The following is a 22,304-nucleotide window of genomic DNA, read 5'->3' on the forward strand; positions in this document are numbered from 1 at the left end:
CGAGTGCCGAGAGCGATGCATGGATGTCAGCCCGTCCCACGACCAGCACACCAGTCGGAAGACATGAACTAGTGGGCCAGAAAAGGGAGTTCGATCGTAGGATGTGCCGCGAATGATCCGCGCCTCGGTTGAAGGACGTACACGACTCATGAGCGACCCTGTGACGACGCCCGAGCCGGCGGAGCAGCAGAAGATCGACACGTCGGTGCCGCACTCCGCCCGTATCTGGAACTACTGGCTGGGCGGCAAGGACAACTACGCCGTCGACGAGGCGGCCGGTGACGCGTACACCGAGGTGTTTCCGGGGATCGTCACCATCGCTCGCTCCAGTCGTGGCTTCCTGCGTCGCAACATCGCGTATCTCGTCTCCGCGGCGGGTATCCGGCAGTTCCTGGACGTCGGCACCGGCCTTCCGACCGCGCAGAACACCCACGAGGTCGCCCAGGGGCTCGCTCCCGAGGCGCGGATCGTCTACGTCGACAACGATCCGATGGTGCTCGCCCACGCCCGCGTCCTGCTGTACTCCACCGAGGAGGGCGCGACCGCCTACATCGACGCCAACGTGACGGACCCGGACCGCATTCTTGAAGTCGCCGCCAAGACGCTGGACTTCGGTCGTCCTACCGCGCTCATCCTCAGCAACATTCTGGGCCATGTCGCCGACTACGATCAGGCCCGTTCCATCGTCACCCGGCTTATGGGCGCCCTGCCCTCGGGCAGTTACCTCTCCATCAACGACGGGTCGCGTGGCATCGACCCGGTCTTCGAGCAGGCCCAGGACGCCTACAACAGCAGCGGCGCCGTTCCGTACAACCTGCGCTCCATTGATGAGATCACCGCGTTCTTCGACGGTCTGGAGCTTGTCGAGCCGGGTGTTGTCTCGGTGACGGAGTGGCGTCCGGAGCCCGGTTCGGGCGTCCCGGAGGTCATCGCCGAGCACGGTGGACTTGCGCGTAAGCCGTAACGACAGGAGTGGTGCGGGGTCAGGCCGACGGGTACCGGGTCGGCCTTGCCGGGGGCGGTGGTGCGGTCTTCCGGGGGCGGCGCCACCGCCGTACCGTTCGCTGCGCCTGCCGGCACGGGCCGATGTGGGCGATGTCGAGCGCGCTGCACGCGATGCCCAGGCCGAGGTAGAACGGCAGGAAGAACAGCGTCAGGCGGCTGCGCACGCGGAAACGCTGAGGTCTCACGGGGCAGCTGGTGCTGGACGGGCCTCTGCGCCGCAATGGGCTACTCCACTGCGCACAACCTTCCGGAAGGCCGCCGGTCTGAACAGACACACACCTAGGCGAGCTACCGGGGGGTAGTCATGCGACGGATAGGTACTGCACTGGCCGCGATGATGCTGGCGGGCGGCGGCCTGTTGGCCGGCACGGTTCCGGCGGTGGCCGCGCCGACGGCCGTGGACTGTGCCGTGACGTGGGGGAGCCTGGACAAGACCGGTGACTCTGTTGCCTCCAGGCGACTGACCGACGTGAGGACCGGACAGCACGAGTGCTTCGACCGTCTGGTCTTCGACGCCCAGGGCACGGCGGCCGACCCGATCGGCTACACCGTCCGCTATGTCGACGTACTGCACCAGGACCCGTCCGACGTCGTGATTCCGATCGCGGGCGGAGCCATTCTGGAGATCTCGCTGTTCTCCCCGCGCTACGACCCGGCGACCGGACAGCCCTACCCGCCGCTTCCGCCCGTCAACGTCACCGGGTACCGGACCTTCCGGGAGTTCAAGTTCACAGGTGGCTCCGAGGGATACACCCAGGCCGGACTGGGCGTCCGCGCCCGACTGCCGTTCCGGGTCTTCCAGACGGCCAACCATCTCGTAGTGGACGTGGCTCACACCTGGTGATCCCGTACGGCCGGGGGTGCGTCTTACGTAGCCATCAAGGTAGCCACGCAAGTGTCCTCCCTGTGCGTTTGTGCAGGTCATAGCGTTGCGGTGGCACTCCCCGGCGTATAGCCCGACTCGTCTGCCGCTCTGCGTTTCCGCAGGTCAGGGGCAATGTTTTTTACTAAATAAACTGCTGGGGTCGAATCCGGGGCGAATCCGGGCTGTAAATATCGTCGTCCTTGTCCGCTAGTCATGGGGTAGATCCGGACACTTCGGGTGGCTAAAGGGGTCTCCCGTCATGTCTGAAGTGGACATAAGAGCTTCGGGTTCGCTCGGAAGCATTCGTCCGGCGTGTCTTCCTGCCGGCCCTCTCTTGCGGCGGTCGGGACGGGTGCGTTATGAGGACGGAAGCAGCCAACGCGACGTTCGCGAGCGTCGGTCACCTACAGGTGGCCGAGACGTTTCGTGACGACTGCAGAGCTCACCAGGGGGACATGCCGCCCGGTGGTCGCGATCGAGGGCAGCGGTGGCGAGCTGGTCACTGTGCGCCCGGACCGGGCCCGCCGTATCCCGTGTCGGCGCACGCAGGTGGTGATCGAGGCCGACCTGCTGCCCCGCCGCGCGTACACCGTATGCTTCCTGGGCCAGGCCCTGGGCGGCGTGGTTCGCGGGCACGGACACTGGCAGATCGTCGCTGAACTCGGCGTCCCGGAGGGCGCCGTGTGCGGCTGGTTGATCCGGGCGCGACGCACCGCCGAGCAGCTGTGGTGCATCGGCATTCAGGTCGCCGGCGCCCTCGATCCCGGCGCGCTGCCCACCGCGGACCGCGGAGACCTGCGCACAGCATCGAGGCGCTGGTGGCCGCCGCCGCAGGGCTCCGGCACTGACCCGTCAAGGGACAGCGGGCTCCTGGAAGCCGTTCGTGGTGATGTGGGCGATGGCTGACGGATGGGTGGTCAGCCACTCGCCGCACACCCGCCAGCGGCCGAAGTCGTCGAAGAGACCTCGGTTGTCCGCCCCGGCCGTCGTGTCCTAGGCGGATTGCCGATGACCACCATGACCTTCTCGTCCGCCTTGATCTTGTTCGCCATGCGGCGGTGGCGGGCGATCGCCTCGTACATGAAGCCCAAGTGGTGTTCGACGGCGGGATCGTCGAGTGTGTCGGCCACCAGAAGCCTCGGTGGGCGGCGCGTGGCATCGGCGTCGTGGGACTGGAGGGCGTGGTGCACACGGAGTTCGGCGACCGCGTACGGCCCGGTCTGTTTCTCCAGGCCGACCAGTCGGCCCGAGAGTTCCCGCAGAAGCCCGGACTTGAGCGTCCTGCCGTACTTCAGTGACAGGGACTTGGCGACGTGGTCGATGATGTTGATGAGGAAGGTCCCGGTGCCCATGGCGGGGTCGACCACAGTGACGTCGTCGCTTCCGTACCCGTCCTCCTGGCCGAGCCGCTCACGCAGCACCTCGTCGGTGAAGCCGACCATGAAGCGGACGACCTCGCCGGGTGTGTAGTACGTCCCCGTCCGCCGTCGCAGTTCCGGGTCGTAGGCGCTCAGAAAGCCCTCGTACAGGTGGAGGTAGGCGTCTCCGGTCTCGTCCTTGAACATCTCGGGGTCGACGGCCGATATGACGTCGATCAACGGGTCGATGATGCCCCGCAGATCGTCGAGGGCGTCGTCCGTCAGGACCGCCAGCGCCTTGCCCATCAAGGAATGCCGCTTGCCCAGTCGGATCGCGACCTCGGGGAGGGTGAGCCTGCCCAGATCAATGTGCTCAAGACGGGCCAGCAGGATGGCGAACGTCAGCGTCTGGCTGTATTGGTCCGCGAACTCCTCCGGACGAGCGTCGGGGAAGAGCAGGTCCTTCCAGTTGTCGGCCAGGATCGAGAACGCCGCGTCAGCCTCCCCGTGCTCCTCGCGGGTGAGGCGTTCGGTGACCTCGTCGCGCAGCAGGGCGCAGATCCCGGCGATACGCCTGACCAGTTCGTCGATGCCGCCGTGGACGATGGGCGCCGGCAGGAAGAAGTGCGTGAGGGTGCGTTCGAACCCGGTGTCCGCGACAGCGAGTTGCCGACTGCCGGATTCCAGATCGCCGACCAGGATTCCGGTCGGGCCGACCTGCACGCCGAAACGGTAGACCGCCCACTGGTATCCGTCGGTGTACAGCACGTTGTGGAGGGCTTTGATCTTCTCCCACTGCTTCCGGTCGTGGCTCTTCACCGACCACTGCTCCGGATCGGCCCCCGATCCCGGCTGCTTCAGTTCGACGTGACCTATGGTCCTGCCGCCGCAGGTGATGGCGAAGTCGGGCCGGATACCGAGTTCCTTGACACGGCTCTGACCGTGGGCGATGAGCTTGAGGCGTTGCCGCGAGGCCATACCGCGCAGCAGTTGCTCCACCGGCGCGGTGAGGGTGTCCTCCCTGCTGCTGACCGCCCCAGCGGGGCCTTGCAGCTTGGCTCTGACCTCCTCGCCGAACCGGGCGACGAGGTCCGCGACCGATTCAGTGGTGCCCTTTCCCGCCCAGACGTCCCCTCGTGCCATCGGCCCCCCAAGGCTGCGCGCACGCACGGTGATCAGACCCATACAGAATGCCCATGACATTCCAAGTGGCAAACGCCGTTAGATGTGGGTTGATTGGTGGCATGTATCGAAAACCCCGCGTACGGAGAGGTACCGAGGGGTGCCGGAGCGCGAACCAGGAGCGCGTCCCGTACGGCGCGTCAGCGTACGGACAAAGCGGCGGCCCGGCTGACCGAGGCGCTTGAAGACCCGTTGCCGTGTTGGCGCCGTTAGCCTGTGGGTATGTCAGAGCGTGTCATGCCCGGTCGCACGGACGGCCTGATCACCCTGCGTGCCGCGGACGCTCTGTGGGTCCATCTGACGGCCGACAGTGCTGTGCCGACGGCTTCTGGGGCATTCACCTGCTCGCCTGCGCATGCCCGGCTGGGATACGTCCTGCTCGGCGGCCATGTGGTGGCGACGGTGAGGGTGAGCGGCGGTCAGTGGAGTGTCTCGGAGGGTGAAGTGCGCCGGGCAGCCGCGGAACTGAACGCGGTGGGGATGGATCGGCAGGACCTGGTTCGCATCGGTCCGTTTCGTGGGGCGCCGAGGCAGGAGTACACCGAGGAAGCGCCGCTGCGTTGGCGCCGGCGCATCACGGGGGAACTGCGGGAGCTGGGCGGCCCCGAGCGGGCAGCGCGACGCGAAGTAGGCCGGCCGTACCATCTGGCGGGGATCGACTGGCGGCAGATGCTCGTGGAGCAGACCCGCGACGGGACACAGCGGACGTGGTGGCTGCCGCGCGCTGTGGTCAGGCTGCTGGACGCGGCCGAGCATACCGAAACACGGTGGGTGCAAGCCGCGCGGACCCGCCGGGCAAGCGCGGCCGCCGCCGAGCCGCCCTCCCACCCCCGGCCGGCCCAGGACGCCGGCGGTCGGCGGACGACGAGCCCCGAGGGCCCCACCGCCGCACCGCGCCCGTACAACGCAGAGCTGGAAGGCCAGCTGTACTCGGTGCTCAGCAGGAAGCCCGGTACCTCCCACAGGGTGGCCGGGTGGGCGTGCGCCGTCTGCCGCACCGCGCCCGCCGCAGTCCTCGACCACTGCCACGAACACGGCTACGTCCGCGCCCCCGTATGCCAGTCCTGCAACACACTGGAACGTCCCGACCACCTGTACAGCAACGACATCCGGGTGGCGAACCGCTACACACGCCTCTTCCACACCGACACCGACGACTGGCTTCGCCACTGGCACCGCTGCCCCGGCTGCCGCGCACGCACCACCCTGCCCTTGCCGCACCTTGCCGCATGGACCGCCCACATAGCCTGCCGATCACTGCGCCCGACTCACCGCGCCCCCCGCGGGCGCACGCCCTGCGGTGTCCTGCGGGTGTCCTGGACGGGCAGTCAGAACGCGCCCCGTTCCTGCCTGCTCACGGTCGCCGTCGACGGCTGCCCCTCCGGCGAGCACCGTGTCCTGGCGCGAGTCCCCTACCGCGAAGCTGTCGAGCGGTTTCGCATCTGGTTGGCCGAGACGGCCCCCGCCGTGGCCGCCGCGGCCGGTCCTGACCGCCTGGACGGCCTCCCTGACCAGCCCCGGCCAGTCATCGTGGACGCCAGCGGCGAGGGCCTGGCCCTGTTCTGAGCTACGGACTGCGGGCCTCGCGCAGATGCACCCGGGCGTGGGCACCTTCGTCAGCGAACTCCCCGCGCAACCCCAGTAACGGCGGGCGCGAACGGTCTGTATGCCGACCCGGCTCGTCAGAGGCTCAGGATGATCTGCTGACCCTGTGGGCGATGCGGCGTACGGCAGGGAATGTCTCGCTCGGCCAGAAAGACCTCGACCGCGTCCCAGGTGACTGTCGCTCAGGGCGAACGCGAGAAGTCGCGGATGACCTCGACGCAGAGGGTGCCGTGCCGGCACGCTGCGTCCCGGGTGAGGGTGAGGCGGAAGTCGCGGCCCTGAACGCGGCCGTGGAGGGCGGCGTCGGCGGCGAGTTCGTCGACGATCCGCTCGGCGCGTTCGGTCACGGCGGGTGACACCTGCCAGGCGCGGAGCTGTTCGGTGGCGAGCATGCGGGCGGGGCGGGCGCCGCGGCGGGTGGCGGACAGGAGCTGTATCTGACGGGCTGTGAGGTGGAGCGGGATCTCGATCCCTCCAACAGTCTGCGGACGTTCGGGGCCGTCGTTCAGGCGCTGCGGGAGCGTGCGGGGCCGAGCCGGGTGGAGTTCGGGGAGCAGTGGCCCCGGTCGGCCACGGAGGATGCAGGCCGGGGCCGTGACGCGACTGTCAGGCGCGGGCCCGGACGATGAGCGTGCCGATGTGCCCGGCTTTCGGGGCATCCAGCACCGTCGCCTCAGCGAACCTGAAACCAGCCCGGAGCAGGTGCCGCTCCCACACTGCGGGCTTGTAGCTGTACCGGTACGTGAACATGGCCTTCCCCGCGAACCCGCCCTTGTACATGCCCTGCGGCCCGTAGGCGCCCGGGATGGCCGGCGGCTGGGAGAACACGAAGACGCCGCCCGGGACGAGGTGCTTGTGGACGAGGGGGAAGAGGCGGGATGGGTCGGTGAACCAGGCCGCGCCGAAGATGGAGTACACGGCGTCGTACCGCCCCTCGTCGGCGGCGAGCCAGTCGAGGATCTCCCCCGACTCGATCCGCACCCCGAGCGGCGCCCACTTCTCGCCTGCGAGCGCCACCATGCGCGGCGACAGGTCGGCCCCGGTGGCCTTGACGCCTTGTTGTGCGAGGTGGGCGAGGGCGCGGCCGGTGCCGCATCCGATCTCCAGCACGGCCTCCGGGCTGCCGAGGAGTTCGGGCCCGGGGCCGTGGCCGGCGTACTGGGTCCACCAGAATGACGGCTCGGCGTCGTCCTTGAACGCGGACTCGGCGTACGCGTCCCACAGTTCGGTCTCGGCGGCGATGTCGTGCGGTACGGGCACAGCTGTTCCTCTGGTCGTCGGGATGCGGGAGCCCCCGCCCTGGGGAACCGTGAGGACGGGGGCGACTGTAGCCGGGGTCAGTGGCTGTCCGGAACCTTGTCGTCGCACGGTGAGCAGTCCGTGCCGTCGATGGCCCACAGCTCCTCGTCGATCGCCCAGCCCTGGGAGCGGAGGAAGTCGCCAGTGCGCAGGCACAGGCCGTCGCGGCGGCGCTCGACGAACGGGGCGTGGTGCTTGAACCGGCCGCCGTTGTAGAGGCGGCAGATGCCCCACCAGACGGGTGTGTCGAGGATGAGCTGGTGGACGCCGATGTCGACGAGCTTGCCGACGCCCAGGTGGACGTCGGGGTTCTCGATGGAGCCCATGACGTACATGACGGCGTTGCCGAGGATCCGTTCGGCCATGTCTCGGACCATGGTGTGGTCGCGCAGGAGCAGGGAGACCTCGCGGTCCCACAGGCTCATGCCGGAGTCGAACACGTTGACGGTCAACTCGGTGATGTGCGGAGCGACCGCGTCGAGGAGTTCCTTCGGGTCCCGCGTGAGCGTCCTGGCGGGCTGTTCGAGTGTGACGGTCATTGACCTGCCCTTCTGGGATGGCGTTGCCGTGCTGTGTGGTGCAATCCGCCCCGGTTGCTGGACCTGTCCGGGGTTGGGGAGCCGGGGCGGGAGGTTCAGGGGTGTCACGAGGCCGGGAGAGTCACCGCCCGCCGAGGTTCTCGTAGTGGTCGCACAGGGCGACCACGGAGCGGGCCAGCTTCATCGAAACGGACATGCGTGCGGGGCTTCTGGCGCCGACACCCAGCCGGAGCCGCATGCTTGCTTCACGCGCACCGGCCAGGGCGCACTCGCGCGGGATGTCTCCTTTCGGGAACCCGGCGGCCAGGCCCTGGACGGCGGGGATGAGTAGTTCGAGCCGGCCGCGCATGGCGATCCGGAGCGTCTCCGGGTCCTCGGGGCTGATGGGCTTCGCGTCGAAGGCGAGGATCCGGTCGGCGGTGGAGCGCATGGTGGCGATGTCCGGCGGGTCGTCGAGGTCTGCCGCAGTGGGTTGGCGGGCGGTGCGGTTCGGCACGTCGACTCCTTCACAGTCGGCCGTGCCCGGGGCCGTTGGCGCGGCCGCCGGATGCCATCGTCTGCCCCGACCGTAGGAGCCCCTCCATTGGCCAGGCCATGGAGTTGCACTGAATTACACGGCAGTTTGAGGATGCTGGTCATGTGCGACATGCGCTCTTGACCACGCGACACCTACGCATGATGGTGGTGTAAATCGCTGCAATCGACCAGCGCGGGAGACCAGCCACCATGAACATTCAGTTCGTCGGGATCGACTCTGAGACAGACGAGGACGGATGCCCCACAGTCTGGGTGGACACCAGCACGGACGATCTGCTGATCCAGAGCTACCAGGCCGACGACGAGACGACCGCGACATGCGACGCGTTGTCCCCGGCGAGGGCGCCGATCCCGCCCGGCGAGACCGTCATCAGGATCCCGGCCCGTATGATCCCGATCATCAGGAAGGCGTGCGATGAGCTCGATCCCGGAGTTCGCTGAACTCCTCGCCGACACCAGGCAGTCGGCCGCCCATCTGGAGATGAGGGACGCCTACTTCACCAACCCCCGCTTCGAAGCCTGGCAGGACGGCCGGCGGGTCGACTGGGACGACCGGGGTTCCTGGTGGCGTCCCTACCACCAGAACATCGCGGACGCTGTCGCCCGCGGCGTGTATGTGCGGCGCGTCAGGCTCGTGTCCGAGCCGGTCACCGACTACATCGCGTGGGAGCACTACCAGACTCGCGCCAACGTGGAAGCCGGCGAGGAGGTGCGCTGGCTCCCCCGGCACCGCGCGTGGGACCTGCTCGTCCCGGGCACCGACCTTTGGATCTTCGACAGGCGGCTGATACGCGTCCACCACTTCTCCGGCGACGGCGAATGGGTCAGCAAGGAACTCTGCGACGAGCGCAGCACGGTCTCCCAGCACGCAACCGCATACGAACGGATCTGGGAACGGGCCACCCCCCACGACCAGTACGAGGTCAAGTAACCGTCCATGTCCACATTCCCCACGTCCAGCGTGCAGGAAGCACGCACGGCTCTCGCGGCCCGGCTGCGGGAGCTGCGCCTGGACGCGGGCATCACCGGCAAGGAACTCGCCCGTCTCGCGGGCTGGTCTGTCGCCAAGTCGTCGAGGATCGAGAACGCTGTCACTGCGCCGGCCGACGCCGACATCCGCGTCTGGTGTGCGGCCTGCGGCGTGCACGACCAGGCGGACGACCTCATCGCGGCCAACCGGCAAGCCGACTCCATGTACCTGCAGTGGAAGCGGCTCCAGCGGACGGGCATGAAGCAGTTGGCGGAGACCTCGGCCAAGCTGTACGAGCGCACCCGCCAGTTCCGCGTGTACGCCTCCCACGTCGTGCCCGGCTATCTGCAGACACCCGGCTACGCGACGGCGCTGATGCGCACGATCGCGGGCTTCCGCGGCACCCCGGACGACGTGGCCGACGCGGTCGAGGTCCGCATGCGCCGCGCGCGCGTCATCCACGAGGGGGACCACCGGTTCGCGACCCTGGTCGAGGAGAGCGTCCTCCATCACCGGGTCGGCGATCAGGACGTGATGGCCGGCCAGCTCGGCAACCTGCTGGCCGCGATGTCTCTGCCGTCCATGTCGCTCGGCATCATCCCGGCCGCGGCCGCGCGGGAGGCGGTCATGTGGCCGCTGGAGCAGTTCACGGTGTTCGACGACTCGCGGATCCATGTGGAGTTGCTCGCCGCGAAGGTGACCGTCACGGCGCCGAGCGAACTCGACATGTACTTGCGGGCGTTCGCCCGGCTCACAGAACTGGCCGTGTACGGGGCTGATGCGCGGGCTCTGATCGTGAAGGCCATCGACGCGCTGAGCTGACCCCGGCCGCGCAGAGGCCCCAGACGGCTCGTCACGGGCGTACGCCATCTCGGCGGTGTCGACGATCCCCTCCAGAGTGGTCCAGTTGAGGGGCTCCCACGGCGATCCCGAATGTGGGTACGGCCTTGCCGAGTCCCTTGTTGGTGAGTCGAGAGCGGAACGCCTTCGCGAACTGCTGGGAGACCTTGGTGACCACCGCGTAGTTCAGGACCTCCCACGTCTTGCCGCGGAAGAGTGCCTGGGTGAGCTTCGCGATATCGGCCATCGCGGCGTTCTTGGCGGCGGCCGAACTCGCCGTCCCGGCATTGACGACCGACACGACAAAGAGCTTCTCGGGAGGGTTAAGGACTCAACAGGGTCCGGTCAGTCCTTCGGCGCCCAGCGGCGTTGCTCGCCCTCCAGCGCCGCTGCCGGGTCCGGCGGGACGAACCCGGCAGGGAAGGGAACGGGGAAGTGCACGAGGGCGCCCTCGATGATCGCGCAGTACACGATCACGTTCGGCGGGCTGGTGGGCCGGGTGCTCCGGCCCACCAGCCGATTGGTCAGGCCGCCTTGGAGTAGCGGGGGCCGTGGCCCGTGCCCCGCGTCGGCAGGACGGGGACTACGGACCGTGCCCTCGTGGGTGGGCGCCGTCCGCGGGCCGTCCGCGGGGCCCGCCTGCGGGAGCCGCTACCGGTCGCGTGGATCGTCGTGGCCGGTAGCGCGGGCAGCGGCACGGGGGCCACGCGAGGGAGACCGGCGGGAGCGTGCCCGTGCCGGGGACGTACGCGGTCGGCTCCGCCACGCCGACCCGGTACCCGTCGCCATCGAGGCGGTGGGTGCTGATGGTGATGCGGGACCTGCCCGGTTCGGGAGGCGTTCCGGCGTTCACCGCTCATCCTCCGACGGGGGGCAGGGACACGGACAGGGGCAGCGCCGCGTCATCAGGAAACCGGCTGACCCGGGCAGGGACAGCGGCACCCCGCACGTCTGACAGCACGCTTCGTGCACCGGGCCGTGGCCGAGGGCCGACACCCTCACCGTGTGCCCGCCGCTCACCGCTCGCCACCACCGCGGCGGGACTCCGGCGGCAGCGACAGCACATCCGGCACGCGCGGGAAGCCCGGCGCGCAGTCCTGGCACGCGTACACCGTGAAGCCGGGACCGGTGCCCTGGTGCACCTCGGAGACGACGACCGGCGTATCGGTGATCGCGCAGCAGCGCACACACATACGCACCGGCGCACGCGTCCGCCCCGCGTCGCCCGCGCGCCGGTCACCATCGCGACCGGCCGGGGCCGTCCCGGGGCGCTCGCTCTGCCCACTCGGCCCAACGGGCTCACTCGGCTCACTCATCAGGCCACCGCCTCGACGCCGACCACATGCCGGTCAAGGTCGATGCCGAAGTCAGCCGCGAGAACCATGGCGACACGGCGTCGACGCTGTCGCGCCCGCTCACTCTCCCGCTCGGTGAGAACGACATACGGGCGGACCACGGCCGTCGCCTCGCCGGGCAACGGCTCTTCGAGGCCGTACGGCGACCGCCGCACCGGAGGCCACGGCGCGGACGCAGGGGGCGCCTCGGGTACACGCAGGGGGGTCTGTACAGCGGCGCTCGCGTCCCCCCGGCGCCTGCCGGTACCGGGCGCGAGCACGCCCAGGATCCACCGCACGAACGCGTGGATAATGCTCACTGTTATCAGCTCCTCAGAGGCTGGTGGCCATGCCCCCGGACGTTCGCCGCGTCGCGGGGGTACTTGCGTTATGGGGACCTTAACTCCATCTTGTATACCTCGTCTAGGACGTCTACTACGTTGCCAATATGCGCAGCGTATGGAACATATCTAACGTCCTGGTCATGGAAATTGATCGCTTTGATCCGACACCCATCTACAAACAGGCGGCGCGAGTAATCCGCGCCAAGATCGAGTCCGGCGAACTCCGACCGAAGGACCCGATCCCGTCTGAGTCGAAGATGGTCGCCGACTACGGCATCGCCAGGGACACCGCGCGCCAGGCAGTTGCGCTACTGCGCTCCGAAGGATGGGTGATCACCCTTCCCCAGCGAGGTACGTTCGTTGCCGAGCAGCCGCCCGCCGGCGCGCCTGCGAGCAGCGAGTCCGCCGACTGACTTACGGTGTCCGGCCCGGTGTGCCATGGCGACTCCACGCCCGTTCATGGTCACTCCGCCCAAGGCCACAAGGTCGCAGCACAGGAAGAAGCGGGGAGGGGCCAGACACCGCACGTGAGGGGCGGCATGGACCATGAGTACGCCGGAACTCGCCTTGTTCAAGTCCAGCTACAGCAGCAGCTCGGGCGAAGACTGCGTTGAGGTCGCCGCCACCGAACAGGTCATCCACGTACGGGACTCCGAGGGCGTGACGCGCCCGCACTTCGCCGTGCGCCGGGATCACTGGACGGAGTTCGTGGTGTCCATGTCCGAAGCCTGATCCCTACTGCGCCCGTCAGGTCAGGGTGTTGCTCAGGTGGGGGCCGAGATACCCCACGTACACCAGTCCCGTCTGCGGGCCGTCGTCGTAAAAGTGCAGGCGCGGAGCGATGGTGTTGCCCGAGCCGATGCGCAGGTGCGCCTGCATGAAAACCTCGCCAGCGGGGTCCACCGACTTGAGTACGGGGAGCATGCGTTCCCGGCGGAGCTTGTCCTTGCGGGCAACGGTGTCCGACTCGCGCATTGCGACCTTGGCAGCCGGGAACGGGTAGGCGTGTGACTCCTCGCCCTTGCACCAGCTGAGGAAGTCGCCGCCCGCGGTGCCGTCCGCCGAGGCCTTGGCGAAGTGGTTCAGGGAGAGGAGAGCGTCCCAGGCGACGCGAAGCCAGTTGTCCACGGACTGGCTGTCCAGGTCGCGGGTGATCTTCTGCTTGCCGGTGAAGGAGAGGTGCGGGAGTTCGCCGAGGCGGTCGAGCAGGTCGGAGAAGGTCTCCGGGTAGGCTGCCGCAGCGCGAGGCGTTGAGGGAGGAGAGTAGGAGTTTTTGCGGCACGGTGTACGTCCGCCTCAAGGGTTCGCCGTGACATCACCGGGTGGCGTTGGGCCTCCGGTTTCCAGGCGGGGTCTATGCCCGGGAGGTCGGTGCGGATGCCACCGTCGAACACAGGGTGGAAATCGAGAGCCCTGTTGAAGGCAGGCTGGGCCTCGGGCGAGAGGACGTAGAGGACGGCGAGGCCGGGAAGGTACTTGCAGGCGGTCTCCACCGTGGTCTCGGTGTAGATGTCGGCGTCGGCACCGTATGGGACGGTGGCGACGACGACGGGGAGGCGGCGCTGCTCGTCGCAGAGTTCCTCGATCACCTCCTGGACGTCCTCCGGCTCGATGAAGGTGGACTTCGCCTTCACCTCGGCGAGGCCGTCCCACTCTCTCGGCGACTTCGTCGGGGAACGTGACGCCCTGCCGTCGGTAGAGCAGGGTGTGGTGGACACACTCCTGATGGACGACGTCCTGGCCGTCGTTGACACCTTCTCCGAGCGTGACGCCCGCGTCCTCGTCCGACGCCTGGGCCTCGATGGCGACGAGCCCTCGACGCTCGACGAACTGGGGCGAGAGTTCGGTGTGACCCGGGAGCGCATCCGGTAGGTGGAGAGCAAGGCCCTCTAGGCATTCAGGGCGCGCCTGCGGGTGGCCGGGGTCATCAGCGCATACCAGGGCTGGGATGCGCACGAGGCCGCGGAGGACGGAAAGCAGGCCCGGTCGACGAAACGGCGTGCGCATGGCAAAGCAAAGACCCTTCCCGCGTTGGATGGGCCGTCGTCCCTAGCCGACGGCGGCCTGCCTCAGGTCGATGAGCCATCACACCGGAACGATGAGGAGGAGGCTGCGGTAGTGGAGGGAAACGAGAGGGCAACGGGGAAGGGCACGCACGACGGTGTCGTGAAACCCCTGCCTCCCACCTCGGCCGTCGAGGCTGCGGAGCGAGAAGAGCCTGATGAGGCCGACGAGCCCGAGTCACCCGACGAATGCAGCCCGGCCGAGCTGGTGCTGCGCACCGCGGACTGGGAGAAGGCCCTGCGCCTGGGGGCGAGGTTCGAGGGCGGAATCCACTGGCTGGCCGAATACGCGCTGCTGGGGCTGGGCCAGGCCAGTTGAGGGTGATCCTCGGGCCTCAGGCGACCGCGGACGTCGTACGCGCCGCGCGGGAGCGCAGGATGCCGGACCGCGAACGCTGTGCCGACTTCCTCCTGGCGGCAACCTCCTGACCACCACCACGCCCAAGGAGAGACCGACCCCGGCTGGGGCATCGACAGCCGACATCCAGGCCCTGTCGAAGAAACGGCCAGGTGGGACAGCGTCGGGTCGGTGAGGTCGTGTCGGCAGCGGGCGAGACGGTGTTCGCGGATCCAGCCCGAGACGGTGTACCCGTGCTCGGCGAGCAGTTTGTACAGATAGCGGCGGGAGACGTGGTGGGCGGCCGCGATCCGGTCGGGGCCCAACTTCGGGTCGGAGAGCCGCTGTTCCGTGGAGGAGAGGATGCGTTGCGTGAGCACCTGGCGGCCGTCGTCGTAGCGCGGTGTCGTCCGGTCGGCACCTGTGTGCTCCGCGAGGAGGGGGTACCCACCAGATCGGCCACGTTGTCGGCGAGCCGGGGCGCGGCGAGTGACTCCAACTCGTCCACCTGACGGGCCAGTCCGTACAGGAAGGGCCGCACCACCGTGCCCAGCCCGTCGCGGCACGACACCGAGATCGCCGTCACTCGTGCCAGGTCGTCTTCCGGCATCCGCAGCATGGCTCGGGGGAACATCAGGGCCAGACTGCGGCCGGGCCGGTCGGTGTCGAGGGTGTACGGGTGGCGGGTGTCGTAGACCGCCGGCTCTCCCGGCTTCAGCTCGGCCTGGTGGTCTCCTTGTGTGAGCACACAGTGCCCGGTCAGCTGCAGACCTTGACGTGGTCGGATGCGTCCGACCCGACCGGTCGCCGGGTGCGAGCCGTGTGCGGTGGGGTGGTCACGACCGACACCTGGACCGGGCCGACCCGGGCGATACGCAACTGTGCGTGGAAATCGGGTCCCTCGCGCGGCACGATCTCCAGGGGGACGAAGCTCCGGCTGACGAGGTGGCCGGTCCCTGGCGTGGAGTGTAGGCCGACCGGGGGCATCGTGGAGTCGGTGATCTCGCTCGCGCCGCCGCCCGGACGGGCGGGCGGGAGGGGGGCGACGGCGCCAGGAGCGGGCCGGGGTCTACCGGGACTGGCGCATGATCCAGTCCCGGATGCCGGGGATGGTGTAGGCGACCTGCCAGGTGGCCATGTGCGCGCTGGTGGTAGAGCCGGACGGCACGACCGTGCCGGTCTCGAAGGCGGCGAAGTTCACCGGGGTCCGCTGTGCCTTCATGCTCCGGACGTCCGCGGCGAACTCCGCGTCCGTGGACCGGCCGTCCCACAGGGCGGTGCTGACCTGCGTGCCCTGGTCCTGGATCACCTCGGTGATGGCCTGCTCGCCGGGGTAGGCCTTGGTGTCGTCCGCCGAGACGAGGATCCACAGCTTCTTCTGGGCCAGCGGCGCGGCCTGGGTCTCCGGCCACTGGCCGGCCACGATGAACGCGGCCGCGAACAGGTCGGGGTACCTGATGTTCAGGCCCAGCGACATCATCGCGCCCATCGACTGCCCGGTCGTGTAGAGCCGGTCCGGGTCGATGCTGTACTGCTGCGTCACCGACCGGACGAGGTTGGCGGTGGCCTCGAACAGCGTCGACGGCTCGTAGTTGTCGTCGATCACCACGGAGCCGTATTCGGGGGCCAGGACGAAGGACTCGTGCCGGGCCTGGTCCTCCGGGCTCGCCCAGCACACGGCGCCGAGGCCCTGGACCAGGGGGCCTTCGGTCGCGACGTTGACCACGCTCGCGTCGTGCATGAACAGCACCATCGGGTAGCTCTTGCGGTGGTCGTAGTTCTTCGGGACGAACAGGTTGTACCGCAGGGTCTGCCCGGTCGCGGGGTCGCTGAACGAGAGCTGCCGGAAGTCGTCGACGATCAGGTTCACCACGGCGTCGGTGGTCCGCGCCGTGCTGTCCGCGGCGTAGCGGCGACCCCGGGTCGTGGTGACGGTGCCCGGCTGGGTCAGCGTGGCCTTCGCCGCGACGATGGTTCCTCCCGGTGTGGTGTCGCCGACCACCGGGCCCCCCGCCCCGGGCCCGCCGCCGTCATCGCCGGACCCGTCGCCGGACCCGTCGCCGGACCCGTCGCCGGGAGGAGTGCCGGGACCCTGCTGCGTCACCCACAGGGCCGCCGCCGTGTCGTCCGGCGACAGCTCCACGATGACGTGGCGGCCGTTCCTGCCCCGCCGCGCGAGGTCGGCCGTCCTGTTCGCGTAGACCTTGGTCACGGTGCGGTCGGTGACCGCGAACGTCGACGTCGACAGGGTCGAGCCGTCGATGTCGCTGTCGTACTCGACCGCCACCGCGACCAGCTTCTGCCCGTCGCCGAAGACCTGCGTGATGGCGGTGACGCTCTGCACGTGGTCACCCCCCGAGCCCGTCTCGGCTGCCTCATCGGCCGAGCCGGGGGTCGCGCTGCCGAACACCGCCAGGGCGCCGGCCGTCGCAGTCGCAGATCCGGCCATGAACGTACGCCTGTCCATGAAGATGAGCTCCTTCGGGAGTGATTCCCAGGGCTACCGAGTGCCACTGTCGCGCCCCTTGCTGTGAAGCGGTCCGGGAATACAGCCCTGTTTTCACAGGTTACGCAGAGGTTTCCTGGTCGTGTCCATGAATTCGCGGCGTGCAATCTTAGGTAGCGCTCCGCAATTGTTGACGTCCTCGATATCCGGTGTGAGGATCCTGGCGCGTCGGGTTATTCCGACTGCTTCTTGCGGGCCGAGGGCGCCGTGCCGATGGCCGATGGCTGGTGGCCGATGGTCGACTGCCTGGTGTCGGGCGTTCTCTCGCTCTGCCGATCGCGGAAATGCACAGAATTCTGACTTTCTCGCTGTGACTGTTCACCGTGCGTCGCAACGGACGTCCTGAATTTGGCGCGATTTGATGTGGCGCGATTCGGTGGGGCGGGTTTCGGCGTGGTGGGTTTCGATGTGGCGGTCCTCGATTTGTCGGGCAGGGACTTCTTGAATACGAAGGAGAAATCGGTGGTTCCCAAGAACGAGAATGAGAACGAGAACACTCGGCTCGGCAGCCCGCTGCATCGGCGGTCGTTCCTGAACGGCTCCATCGTCGCGGCGGTGACCGCCACGTCCCTGGGCGGCGCCACGGCGGCGCAGGCGGCGGGCGCCGCACCGGTACTGAAGGCGGGGGCCGGCCGGGCCGCGATCGACATCCCGTCCTCGCTCCTGCCGCTCGATCATTTCACCACGGTCCACGACGACCTCTACGTGCGGATCCTCCTGCTGGAGTACGGTTCGCGCCGCGTCGCTCTCGTCGTGCTGGACCTGACGTCGATCAGTGCGGAGGCGATCTCCGCGGTGCGGACGACCATCGCGGAGGCGTCCGGCGTGGCGACGGCCGACATCGTCGTGACCGTGACGCACACGTTCTCCGCCCCGCACGTGCAGCCGACCACTTCTTCGCCGGCGGCGGCTCAGTATGTGCAGCAGATCACCAAGGCTGCCGCGACCGCGATCGCGGCGGCGATCGCGGGGCTCAAGCCCGCGCGGGTCGGCTTCGGCACCGGCACCTGCGACGTCAACGTCAACCGGGACGTCCTCACCGCCGACGGCTGGTGGCTCGGCACCGGCGAGAAGGGCTCGTCCGACAAGAGCGTGGGCGTCACCCGCCTCGACGACCTGGACGGCAACCCCATCGCCGTCCTCATCAACTACAGCGTCCAGTCCTCGGTCATGATGGAGTCGGTCATGGCGGGCGGAGACCTGCCGATCACGGCCGACCTGGCGGGCGCGGCGGTGCAGCACGTGGAGAAGCAGTACGACGGCGACGTCGTCGGCTTCTTCCTGGTCGGCTCCTGCGGGGACCAGGCACCGGCGTTCAGGTCGAAGCGGTACACCATCGACAAGGACAAGAAGTGGTCCCAGGTCGATGCCCAGGACGTCGGCTGGCTGCTTCTCACGGTGCAGGGCGAGCGGCTGGGCACCGAGGCCGTCCGGGTCAGCGAGACCATCAGGACCTCCGGCGGCGGGTCGGGCTCGACAGTGCGACTCCTCACCGGCTCCGTCACGGTCGGCACGATGGCGGAGGGGCATCCGACGGGGCCGACGAAGACGTACGACTTCACCCAGACCGGCACGGCCGACGTACCGGTCTGGATCCTCCAGGTCGGGAACGGCGTGTTCGTGGGGGTGGAACCGGAGCTGTCCACCGACACCGCGCTGGCCATCAAGAAGCACTCGCCGTTCCCTCACACCGCCGTCATGTCGATGCTCGAAGGCGGCTCGAAGAACATGGCCGAGGCGCAGAGCTACGCCCGGATCACGTACGAGGCGATGGACTCGTCGTACGCCCAGGGCTCGGCCGAGACGGTCGCGGCGAAGATCGGCGCCATGCTGCACTCCCTGCGCGGCTGAACCCGCCTGCCCTGTCCGCCCGTCGGACAGGGCAGACGAGAACTGATGCGCAGGCGCAGTCGAAGTCGAAGTCGAAGTCGAAGTCGAAGTCGAAGTCGAAGTCGAAGGAGAACGTGAAGACGAGGGCGGCGGCGGTCGGGCTGTGGGCTCCAGGCCCCGGACTCGGCGTTCAGGGGGCGTTCAGGGGGGGGCGTCAGGGGGGCGTCAGGGGGGAGAGGATCCGGCGTCAGCAAGGTCGGGGAGTTCGAGGAGTTGCGGCCGCTGCTGTTTTCGATCGCCTACAGGGTTCTGGGCAGTGTGGGCGAGGCCGAGGACGCGGTGCAGGAGACCTGGCTGCGCTTTGACGGTTCGTCGACCCGGCCCACGTCGACCAGGCCTTTCTGTCGGCCGCGGTGACACGGATCTCGATCGATGTGCTGCGTTCCGCGCGGGTGCGGCGGGAGGAGTACGTGGGCCCGTGGGTTCCCGAGCCGCTGCTGAGCGATCCGTATCAGGATCCGGCGCGGTCGGTGGAGCCGCCGACTCCGTGTCGATGGCGGCGCTGCTGCGATCCGGGCCATCCGGGGGAAGACGGAGGCCAGCAGCCGGGCCACGTGCTCGGCACCGCCGACGGCCCTGGCCAACTGCGGGGCCCTGCCGCCGCCGTCACCGGCCATCGACACGTCGGCGGCGAGCAGTTCCCGCAGCCCGGCGACGTCACCTTCGCGGAGGGCGTCGAAGAACCGGGACGCTCCTCCCGCTTCTTGCGGACCGTTTCAAAGCGCGGGCGCCCGGCCTCCATGTGCCGCCGCGCCCGCACCAGCAGTTGCCGGCATGCCGACTCCGACCGGCCTCATCGCCCCACCGCCGCGGCGACGTCGTCGAACCCGAAGCCGAACACCTCCCGCAGCACAAACACCTCCCGCAGCACGAACACCGCCCGCTCCAGCGGGCTGAGCCGCTCCAGACGTGACGTTCGAGCCGCACGAGATCAACGGCCGGCCGGGCGCGATCTTCCGTGACCGGGACGGCCAGGTGCTCCACACCCTGGTCCTCGATGTGCTCGACGGGCAGATTCAGACCATCCGCACGGTGATCAATCCCGACAAGCTCGGCCGCATCGGGCCGGTCGCCGACGCCTGGGCCGTCGACCGCGAGGTGAAGCAGACCCGTCAGCGGCCGAACCGACCTCAAGAGGGGGGCCAGGCCGCCTCGTTCACCGGCGGCTCATGGCAGCGGCCGCGGGGCGGCCACCTCGCGTGTCCGGCAAGGCCGAAGTCGTGGAGGAGGGCGATGCCGTCCAGCGCGTGATGCCGTGCAGCGCGCGGTGCGCCGTCGCCGCGGAGGCGGCAGCCGGCTCCGGCACTGAGCTGTGCGCCTTGATCCGAGGTTCAGCCGGCGGTCTCGCGCAGCAGATCCCGCAGTTTCAGCGCCGCCGGCAGTGGGGTGGCGGGCAGCGCCAGGTGGACCGTCCGTCGTAGAGCGGGGTCGTCGAGGCGGCACAGGGTGAGTTCGGCCGGGACCGCCCAGGCGGCCAGTGAGGGGACGAGCGCCACTCCCAGCCCCGCGGCCGCGTATCCGAACTTGCCGGTCCACTCCGCGATTCTGATGATCTTCCTGGGGGTGAAGCCGGCCCGGGCGCACGCGTCCGCGAGTACCGTGGGGCGGTCGCCGTACGCGTCCTGGAGCCAGGCCTCCTCGCGCAGATCGCGCAGGTCGATCGACCCGGCTCCGGCCAGGGGATGCTCGCGGTGCAGGGCGACGAGCAACTCGTCCTCCAGCAGTACGGTCGTCGTGATGCCGTCGGCCGTCGGCAGACCGGACGGATAGTCGCTGACCACGGCGAGGTCGAGTGCCCCCTCCGCGAGGCGCTCCATCAACGTGGCGCTCCGGCCTTCGACCGCGACGACCGAGACATCCGGTCTGGCCCGCCTGAACTCCCGTAGGGCGGCGGGCACCAGCGAGATGTTCGCGGTCGCGAAAGCTCCCACACGGAGCATCCCGCCGTGGCCCGCGTGCAGCACGGTCAGCTCCTGCTCCGCCCGTGACAGACGGTCCAGTACGTCCACGGCGTGGCGGTACAGCGCCCGACCGGCGGGATTCAGCCGTACGCCCCGGGGGAGCCGTTCGAACAGCGGCCCGCCTGCCCGCTGTTCCAGGGAGGCGATCCGCCGGGACACCGCGGACTGCGTGTAGTTGAGCCGGAGGGCGGCGCCGGTGAAAGAACCGGTGTCGGCCACGGTCACCAGCAGACGCAGCGCGTCGATCTCGAACACATCGCCCCCGTATGTCCTCATGCATCCCCTGACATCCCCTGACATCGCCTGAAGGCGTTCCTTCTGAAGGCATTCCTTCAGCACATGGCTTCCATGCAATCCAGTCGCTGGTGGAATGTCTTGCCCCTTCGTAACGTCTCATGACATCGCCAATCCGAGGGGGAAACGTGATCGCATTACCCGCGATGCTGGCCGATCTTGAGGAACTGGTGGTCTGCGAGTCCTTCTCCGCCGACCACGCGGCACTGGCCCGTAGCGCCGAGGTGGTCGGCGCCCTCGGCGCGAGACTGCTGGGCGCGGCGCCGGAGACGATCGTGCTCGACGGTGTGACCCACCTGCGGTGGACCTTCGGCACACCGCGTGTGCTGCTGCTGGGACACCACGACACGGTGTGGCCCATGGGCTCGCTGGAGACCCACCCCTGGTCGGCGGTCGACGGGATCGCCCGGGGCCCCGGAGTCCTGGACATGAAGGCGGGGCTGGTGCAGATGTTCCACGCGCTGGCCTCCCTGCCGTCCCCGGAGGGCGTGTGCGTACTGGTCAACGGGGACGAGGAGGTCGGCTCCCCGACCTCCCGGGAGCTGATCGAGGAGGTTGCGCGCGGTTGTGTGGCCACCTTCGTGCTGGAGGCGTCCGCGAACGAGGCGGGCGCACTCAAGACCGCCCGAATGGGCACCTCACGGTATGAGGTCGTGGTGCACGGCAAGGCCGCCCACGCGGGGTTGGAACCGCACAAGGGGATCAACGCCGCGGTCGAGGCCGCTCACCAGGTACTGGCCATCGCCGGTCTCGGGGCCTCGACCGATGTCACTGGTGCCACCACCGGTACGGCTGGTGCCACCACCGGTACGGCTGGTGTCCCCAGTACGGCTGGTGTCACCGGTGCCACTGATGCCACCGGTACTGCTGATGCCATCGGTCCGGTTCTGGGAGCCGCGACCATCACACCCACCCTGATGTCGGCAGGCAGCACGCTCAACACCGTGCCCGCGCTGGCGAAGATATCGGTGGACGTGCGCGTGCCGACCCGGGCGGCGCAGGACCGGACGGACCAGCTCATGCGGGGGCTCACCGCCCGGACCCCCGGCGCCCGGCTGACGGTGCTGGGCGGCAAGAAACGGCCGCCCCTGGAACCGGAGTCCTCCGCCGAACTGTTCGCCCTTGCCTCCCGCATCGCGTCGGAGCTGGGCCAGGAACCCCCGCGCGGGGTCGCCGTCGGCGGCGCCTCGGACGGTAACTGCACGGCGGCGGTGGGCTGCCCGACGCTGGACGGTCTGGGTGCCGTCGGCGGCGGTGCCCACGCGGACAGCGAGCATGTGCGGGTCACGCAGATGATCCCCCGTACCCGACTGCTCGCTCAACTCGTCGCCCGGACCCTCGTCACTCCCACGTGAAGCGGCGGCTCGTGATCACC

General features: G+C 69.0%; 28 protein-coding genes and 2 pseudogenes. 15 read left to right on the top strand and 15 right to left on the bottom strand.

All coding sequences use genetic code 11. From position 1 onward, the window contains the following. Positions 1-148 precede the first annotated feature (148 nt). A complete protein-coding gene (locus RV986_RS36760) occupies positions 149-964 on the top strand; it encodes an SAM-dependent methyltransferase (RefSeq protein WP_475921494.1) in 816 nt (271 codons plus the stop codon). A 19-nt stretch (positions 965-983) separates the two neighbouring features. Here the strand turns inward: RV986_RS36760 and RV986_RS36765 are convergent, their stop codons facing one another. Continuing rightward, positions 984-1,169 carry a hypothetical protein gene (locus tag RV986_RS36765; protein WP_475921495.1) on the bottom strand — a complete coding sequence of 62 codons (186 nt, stop codon included), beginning with the start codon at positions 1,167-1,169 and terminating at the stop codon, positions 984-986. 140 nt (positions 1,170-1,309) lie between these two features. Between RV986_RS36765 and RV986_RS36770 the strand changes: the two genes are divergently transcribed. After that, a complete protein-coding gene (locus RV986_RS36770) occupies positions 1,310-1,849 on the top strand; it encodes an AMIN-like domain-containing (lipo)protein (RefSeq protein ID WP_475921496.1) in 540 nt (179 codons plus the stop codon). 486 nt (positions 1,850-2,335) lie between these two features. Further along, a complete protein-coding gene (locus RV986_RS36775; RefSeq protein WP_475921497.1) occupies positions 2,336-2,776 on the top strand; it encodes a hypothetical protein in 441 nt (146 codons plus the stop codon). A gap of 11 nt (positions 2,777-2,787) precedes the next feature. On the opposite strand, the gene RV986_RS36780 is transcribed toward RV986_RS36775, so the two are convergent. Beyond that, positions 2,788-4,371, bottom strand: a complete 1,584-nt coding sequence (locus RV986_RS36780) for an N-6 DNA methylase (protein ID WP_475921498.1) — start codon at positions 4,369-4,371, stop codon at positions 2,788-2,790. 261 nt (positions 4,372-4,632) lie between these two features. On the opposite strand from RV986_RS36780, the gene RV986_RS36785 reads away from it, so the two are divergent. Then, a complete protein-coding gene (locus tag RV986_RS36785) occupies positions 4,633-5,976 on the top strand; it encodes an endonuclease domain-containing protein (RefSeq protein ID WP_475921499.1) in 1,344 nt (447 codons plus the stop codon). 248 nt (positions 5,977-6,224) lie between these two features. Here the strand turns inward: RV986_RS36785 and RV986_RS36790 are convergent. The 4 genes and pseudogenes from RV986_RS36790 to RV986_RS36805 all read right to left on the bottom strand — a co-directional run. Further along, positions 6,225-6,407: pseudogene (locus tag RV986_RS36790) on the bottom strand (ATP-binding protein); the annotation flags it as partial. A gap of 214 nt (positions 6,408-6,621) precedes the next feature. Then, complete coding sequence (locus RV986_RS36795) at positions 6,622-7,275, bottom strand: class I SAM-dependent methyltransferase (protein ID WP_475921500.1); 654 nt, start codon at positions 7,273-7,275, stop codon at positions 6,622-6,624. A gap of 77 nt (positions 7,276-7,352) precedes the next feature. Then, entirely contained in the window at positions 7,353-7,853 is a 501-nt protein-coding gene (locus RV986_RS36800; RefSeq protein WP_475921501.1) for a glycine-rich domain-containing protein, read from the bottom strand. A 121-nt stretch (positions 7,854-7,974) separates the two neighbouring features. Beyond that, complete coding sequence (locus RV986_RS36805) at positions 7,975-8,349, bottom strand: DUF6415 family natural product biosynthesis protein (RefSeq protein ID WP_475921502.1); 375 nt, start codon at positions 8,347-8,349, stop codon at positions 7,975-7,977. 230 nt (positions 8,350-8,579) lie between these two features. On the opposite strand from RV986_RS36805, the gene RV986_RS36810 reads away from it, so the two are divergent. From RV986_RS36810 to RV986_RS36820, 3 genes are read left to right on the top strand one after another with little or no spacing between them, the layout of a single operon-like run. Beyond that, positions 8,580-8,831: a hypothetical protein gene (locus RV986_RS36810; protein WP_475921503.1), complete on the top strand. Its 252-nt coding sequence runs from the start codon at positions 8,580-8,582 to the stop codon at positions 8,829-8,831. Further along, positions 8,806-9,321, top strand: a complete 516-nt coding sequence (locus RV986_RS36815) for a DUF6879 family protein (protein ID WP_475921504.1) — start codon at positions 8,806-8,808, stop codon at positions 9,319-9,321. The genes RV986_RS36810 and RV986_RS36815 overlap by 26 nt, the downstream gene beginning before the upstream one ends. Positions 9,322-9,327: 6 nt before the next feature. Further along, entirely contained in the window at positions 9,328-10,182 is an 855-nt protein-coding gene (locus RV986_RS36820) for a helix-turn-helix domain-containing protein (protein ID WP_475921505.1), read from the top strand. Between the two features lie 31 nt (positions 10,183-10,213). On the opposite strand, the gene RV986_RS36825 is transcribed toward RV986_RS36820, so the two are convergent. From RV986_RS36825 to RV986_RS36840, 4 genes are all read right to left on the bottom strand, one after another. After that, positions 10,214-10,501 (bottom strand): hypothetical protein, encoded by a 288-nt coding sequence (locus RV986_RS36825; protein WP_475921506.1) that lies wholly within the window; start codon positions 10,499-10,501, stop codon positions 10,214-10,216. 44 nt (positions 10,502-10,545) lie between these two features. Continuing rightward, on the bottom strand, positions 10,546-10,713 hold the full coding sequence (locus tag RV986_RS36830; RefSeq protein WP_475921507.1) for a hypothetical protein: 168 nt from the start codon (positions 10,711-10,713) through the stop codon (positions 10,546-10,548). Between the two features lie 503 nt (positions 10,714-11,216). Next, entirely contained in the window at positions 11,217-11,516 is a 300-nt protein-coding gene (locus tag RV986_RS36835) for a hypothetical protein (RefSeq protein WP_475921508.1), read from the bottom strand. Continuing rightward, positions 11,516-11,854, bottom strand: a complete 339-nt coding sequence (locus tag RV986_RS36840; RefSeq protein ID WP_475921509.1) for a hypothetical protein — start codon at positions 11,852-11,854, stop codon at positions 11,516-11,518. Before RV986_RS36840 ends, RV986_RS36835 begins: the two co-directional genes overlap by 1 nt. A 128-nt stretch (positions 11,855-11,982) precedes the next feature. On the opposite strand from RV986_RS36840, the gene RV986_RS36845 reads away from it, so the two are divergent. Together RV986_RS36845 and RV986_RS36850 are read left to right on the top strand one after the other, a co-directional pair. Then, on the top strand, positions 11,983-12,291 hold the full coding sequence (locus tag RV986_RS36845) for a GntR family transcriptional regulator (RefSeq protein WP_475921510.1): 309 nt from the start codon (positions 11,983-11,985) through the stop codon (positions 12,289-12,291). A 133-nt stretch (positions 12,292-12,424) separates the two neighbouring features. After that, entirely contained in the window at positions 12,425-12,610 is a 186-nt protein-coding gene (locus RV986_RS36850; RefSeq protein ID WP_475921511.1) for a DUF397 domain-containing protein, read from the top strand. Between the two features lie 15 nt (positions 12,611-12,625). Here RV986_RS36850 and RV986_RS36855 read toward each other — a convergent pair whose 3' ends face one another. Beyond that, on the bottom strand, positions 12,626-13,006 hold the full coding sequence (locus tag RV986_RS36855; protein WP_475921512.1) for a hypothetical protein: 381 nt from the start codon (positions 13,004-13,006) through the stop codon (positions 12,626-12,628). Between the two features lie 194 nt (positions 13,007-13,200). Between RV986_RS36855 and RV986_RS36860 the strand changes: the two genes are divergently transcribed. The 3 genes from RV986_RS36860 (at position 13,201) to RV986_RS36870 (ending at position 14,260) form a co-directional block, all read left to right on the top strand. Further along, positions 13,201-13,560, top strand: a complete 360-nt coding sequence (locus RV986_RS36860) for a hypothetical protein (RefSeq protein WP_475921513.1) — start codon at positions 13,201-13,203, stop codon at positions 13,558-13,560. Positions 13,561-13,585: 25 nt separating this feature from the next. Beyond that, the gene (locus RV986_RS36865) at positions 13,586-13,750 is read left to right on the top strand and encodes a sigma factor-like helix-turn-helix DNA-binding protein (protein ID WP_475921514.1); all 165 of its coding nucleotides are present in this window, start codon (positions 13,586-13,588) and stop codon (positions 13,748-13,750) included. A 294-nt stretch (positions 13,751-14,044) separates the two neighbouring features. Then, positions 14,045-14,260 carry a hypothetical protein gene (locus tag RV986_RS36870; RefSeq protein WP_475921515.1) on the top strand — a complete coding sequence of 72 codons (216 nt, stop codon included), beginning with the start codon at positions 14,045-14,047 and terminating at the stop codon, positions 14,258-14,260. Positions 14,261-14,276: 16 nt separating this feature from the next. On the opposite strand, the gene RV986_RS36875 is transcribed toward RV986_RS36870, so the two are convergent. The 3 genes from RV986_RS36875 to RV986_RS36885 form a co-directional block, all read right to left on the bottom strand. After that, the gene (locus tag RV986_RS36875; protein WP_475924566.1) at positions 14,277-15,065 is read right to left on the bottom strand and encodes an AraC-like ligand-binding domain-containing protein; all 789 of its coding nucleotides are present in this window, start codon (positions 15,063-15,065) and stop codon (positions 14,277-14,279) included. Then, on the bottom strand, positions 15,038-15,265 hold the full coding sequence (locus RV986_RS36880; protein WP_475921516.1) for an AraC-like ligand-binding domain-containing protein: 228 nt from the start codon (positions 15,263-15,265) through the stop codon (positions 15,038-15,040). Before RV986_RS36880 ends, RV986_RS36875 begins: the two co-directional genes overlap by 28 nt. 82 nt (positions 15,266-15,347) lie before the next feature. Then, on the bottom strand, positions 15,348-16,745 hold the full coding sequence (locus RV986_RS36885; protein ID WP_475921517.1) for an alpha/beta hydrolase-fold protein: 1,398 nt from the start codon (positions 16,743-16,745) through the stop codon (positions 15,348-15,350). A gap of 501 nt (positions 16,746-17,246) precedes the next feature. Between RV986_RS36885 and RV986_RS36890 the strand changes: the two genes are divergently transcribed. Next, positions 17,247-18,635, top strand: a complete 1,389-nt coding sequence (locus tag RV986_RS36890; protein WP_475921518.1) for a hypothetical protein — start codon at positions 17,247-17,249, stop codon at positions 18,633-18,635. Positions 18,636-18,887: 252 nt separating this feature from the next. Next, positions 18,888-19,790, top strand: a pseudogene (locus tag RV986_RS36895) (sigma factor); the annotation flags it as partial. A gap of 215 nt (positions 19,791-20,005) precedes the next feature. Here RV986_RS36895 and RV986_RS36900 read toward each other — a convergent pair. Further along, positions 20,006-20,911, bottom strand: a complete 906-nt coding sequence (locus RV986_RS36900) for a LysR family transcriptional regulator (RefSeq protein WP_475921519.1) — start codon at positions 20,909-20,911, stop codon at positions 20,006-20,008. A gap of 164 nt (positions 20,912-21,075) precedes the next feature. Between RV986_RS36900 and RV986_RS36905 the strand changes: the two genes are divergently transcribed. Next, a complete protein-coding gene (locus RV986_RS36905; protein WP_475924567.1) occupies positions 21,076-22,284 on the top strand; it encodes a M20/M25/M40 family metallo-hydrolase in 1,209 nt (402 codons plus the stop codon). Positions 22,285-22,304: the final 20 nt, after the last annotated feature.

This window comes from Streptomyces sp. RLA012 (genome assembly GCF_056270325.1).

Excerpts from the sequence above, each read along its gene's own strand:
- RV986_RS36760 (WP_475921494.1), top strand. The coding sequence starts at position 149 with ATGAGCGACCCTGTGACGACGCCCGAGCCGGCGGAGCAGCAGAAGATC.
- RV986_RS36770 (WP_475921496.1), top strand. The coding sequence starts at position 1,310 with ATGCGACGGATAGGTACTGCACTGGCCGCGATGATGCTGGCGGGCGGC.
- RV986_RS36780 (WP_475921498.1), bottom strand. The coding sequence starts at position 4,371 with ATGGCACGAGGGGACGTCTGGGCGGGAAAGGGCACCACTGAATCGGTC.
- RV986_RS36785 (WP_475921499.1), top strand. The coding sequence starts at position 4,633 with ATGTCAGAGCGTGTCATGCCCGGTCGCACGGACGGCCTGATCACCCTG.
- RV986_RS36800 (WP_475921501.1), bottom strand. The coding sequence starts at position 7,853 with ATGACCGTCACACTCGAACAGCCCGCCAGGACGCTCACGCGGGACCCG.
- RV986_RS36810 (WP_475921503.1), top strand. The coding sequence starts at position 8,580 with ATGAACATTCAGTTCGTCGGGATCGACTCTGAGACAGACGAGGACGGA.
- RV986_RS36815 (WP_475921504.1), top strand. The coding sequence starts at position 8,806 with ATGAGCTCGATCCCGGAGTTCGCTGAACTCCTCGCCGACACCAGGCAG.
- RV986_RS36820 (WP_475921505.1), top strand. The coding sequence starts at position 9,328 with ATGTCCACATTCCCCACGTCCAGCGTGCAGGAAGCACGCACGGCTCTC.
- RV986_RS36835 (WP_475921508.1), bottom strand. The coding sequence starts at position 11,516 with ATGAGTGAGCCGAGTGAGCCCGTTGGGCCGAGTGGGCAGAGCGAGCGC.
- RV986_RS36845 (WP_475921510.1), top strand. The coding sequence starts at position 11,983 with ATGCGCAGCGTATGGAACATATCTAACGTCCTGGTCATGGAAATTGAT.
- RV986_RS36850 (WP_475921511.1), top strand. The coding sequence starts at position 12,425 with ATGAGTACGCCGGAACTCGCCTTGTTCAAGTCCAGCTACAGCAGCAGC.
- RV986_RS36880 (WP_475921516.1), bottom strand. The coding sequence starts at position 15,265 with ATGCCCCCGGTCGGCCTACACTCCACGCCAGGGACCGGCCACCTCGTC.
- RV986_RS36885 (WP_475921517.1), bottom strand. The coding sequence starts at position 16,745 with ATGGACAGGCGTACGTTCATGGCCGGATCTGCGACTGCGACGGCCGGC.
- RV986_RS36900 (WP_475921519.1), bottom strand. The coding sequence starts at position 20,911 with ATGAGGACATACGGGGGCGATGTGTTCGAGATCGACGCGCTGCGTCTG.
- RV986_RS36905 (WP_475924567.1), top strand. The coding sequence starts at position 21,076 with ATGCTGGCCGATCTTGAGGAACTGGTGGTCTGCGAGTCCTTCTCCGCC.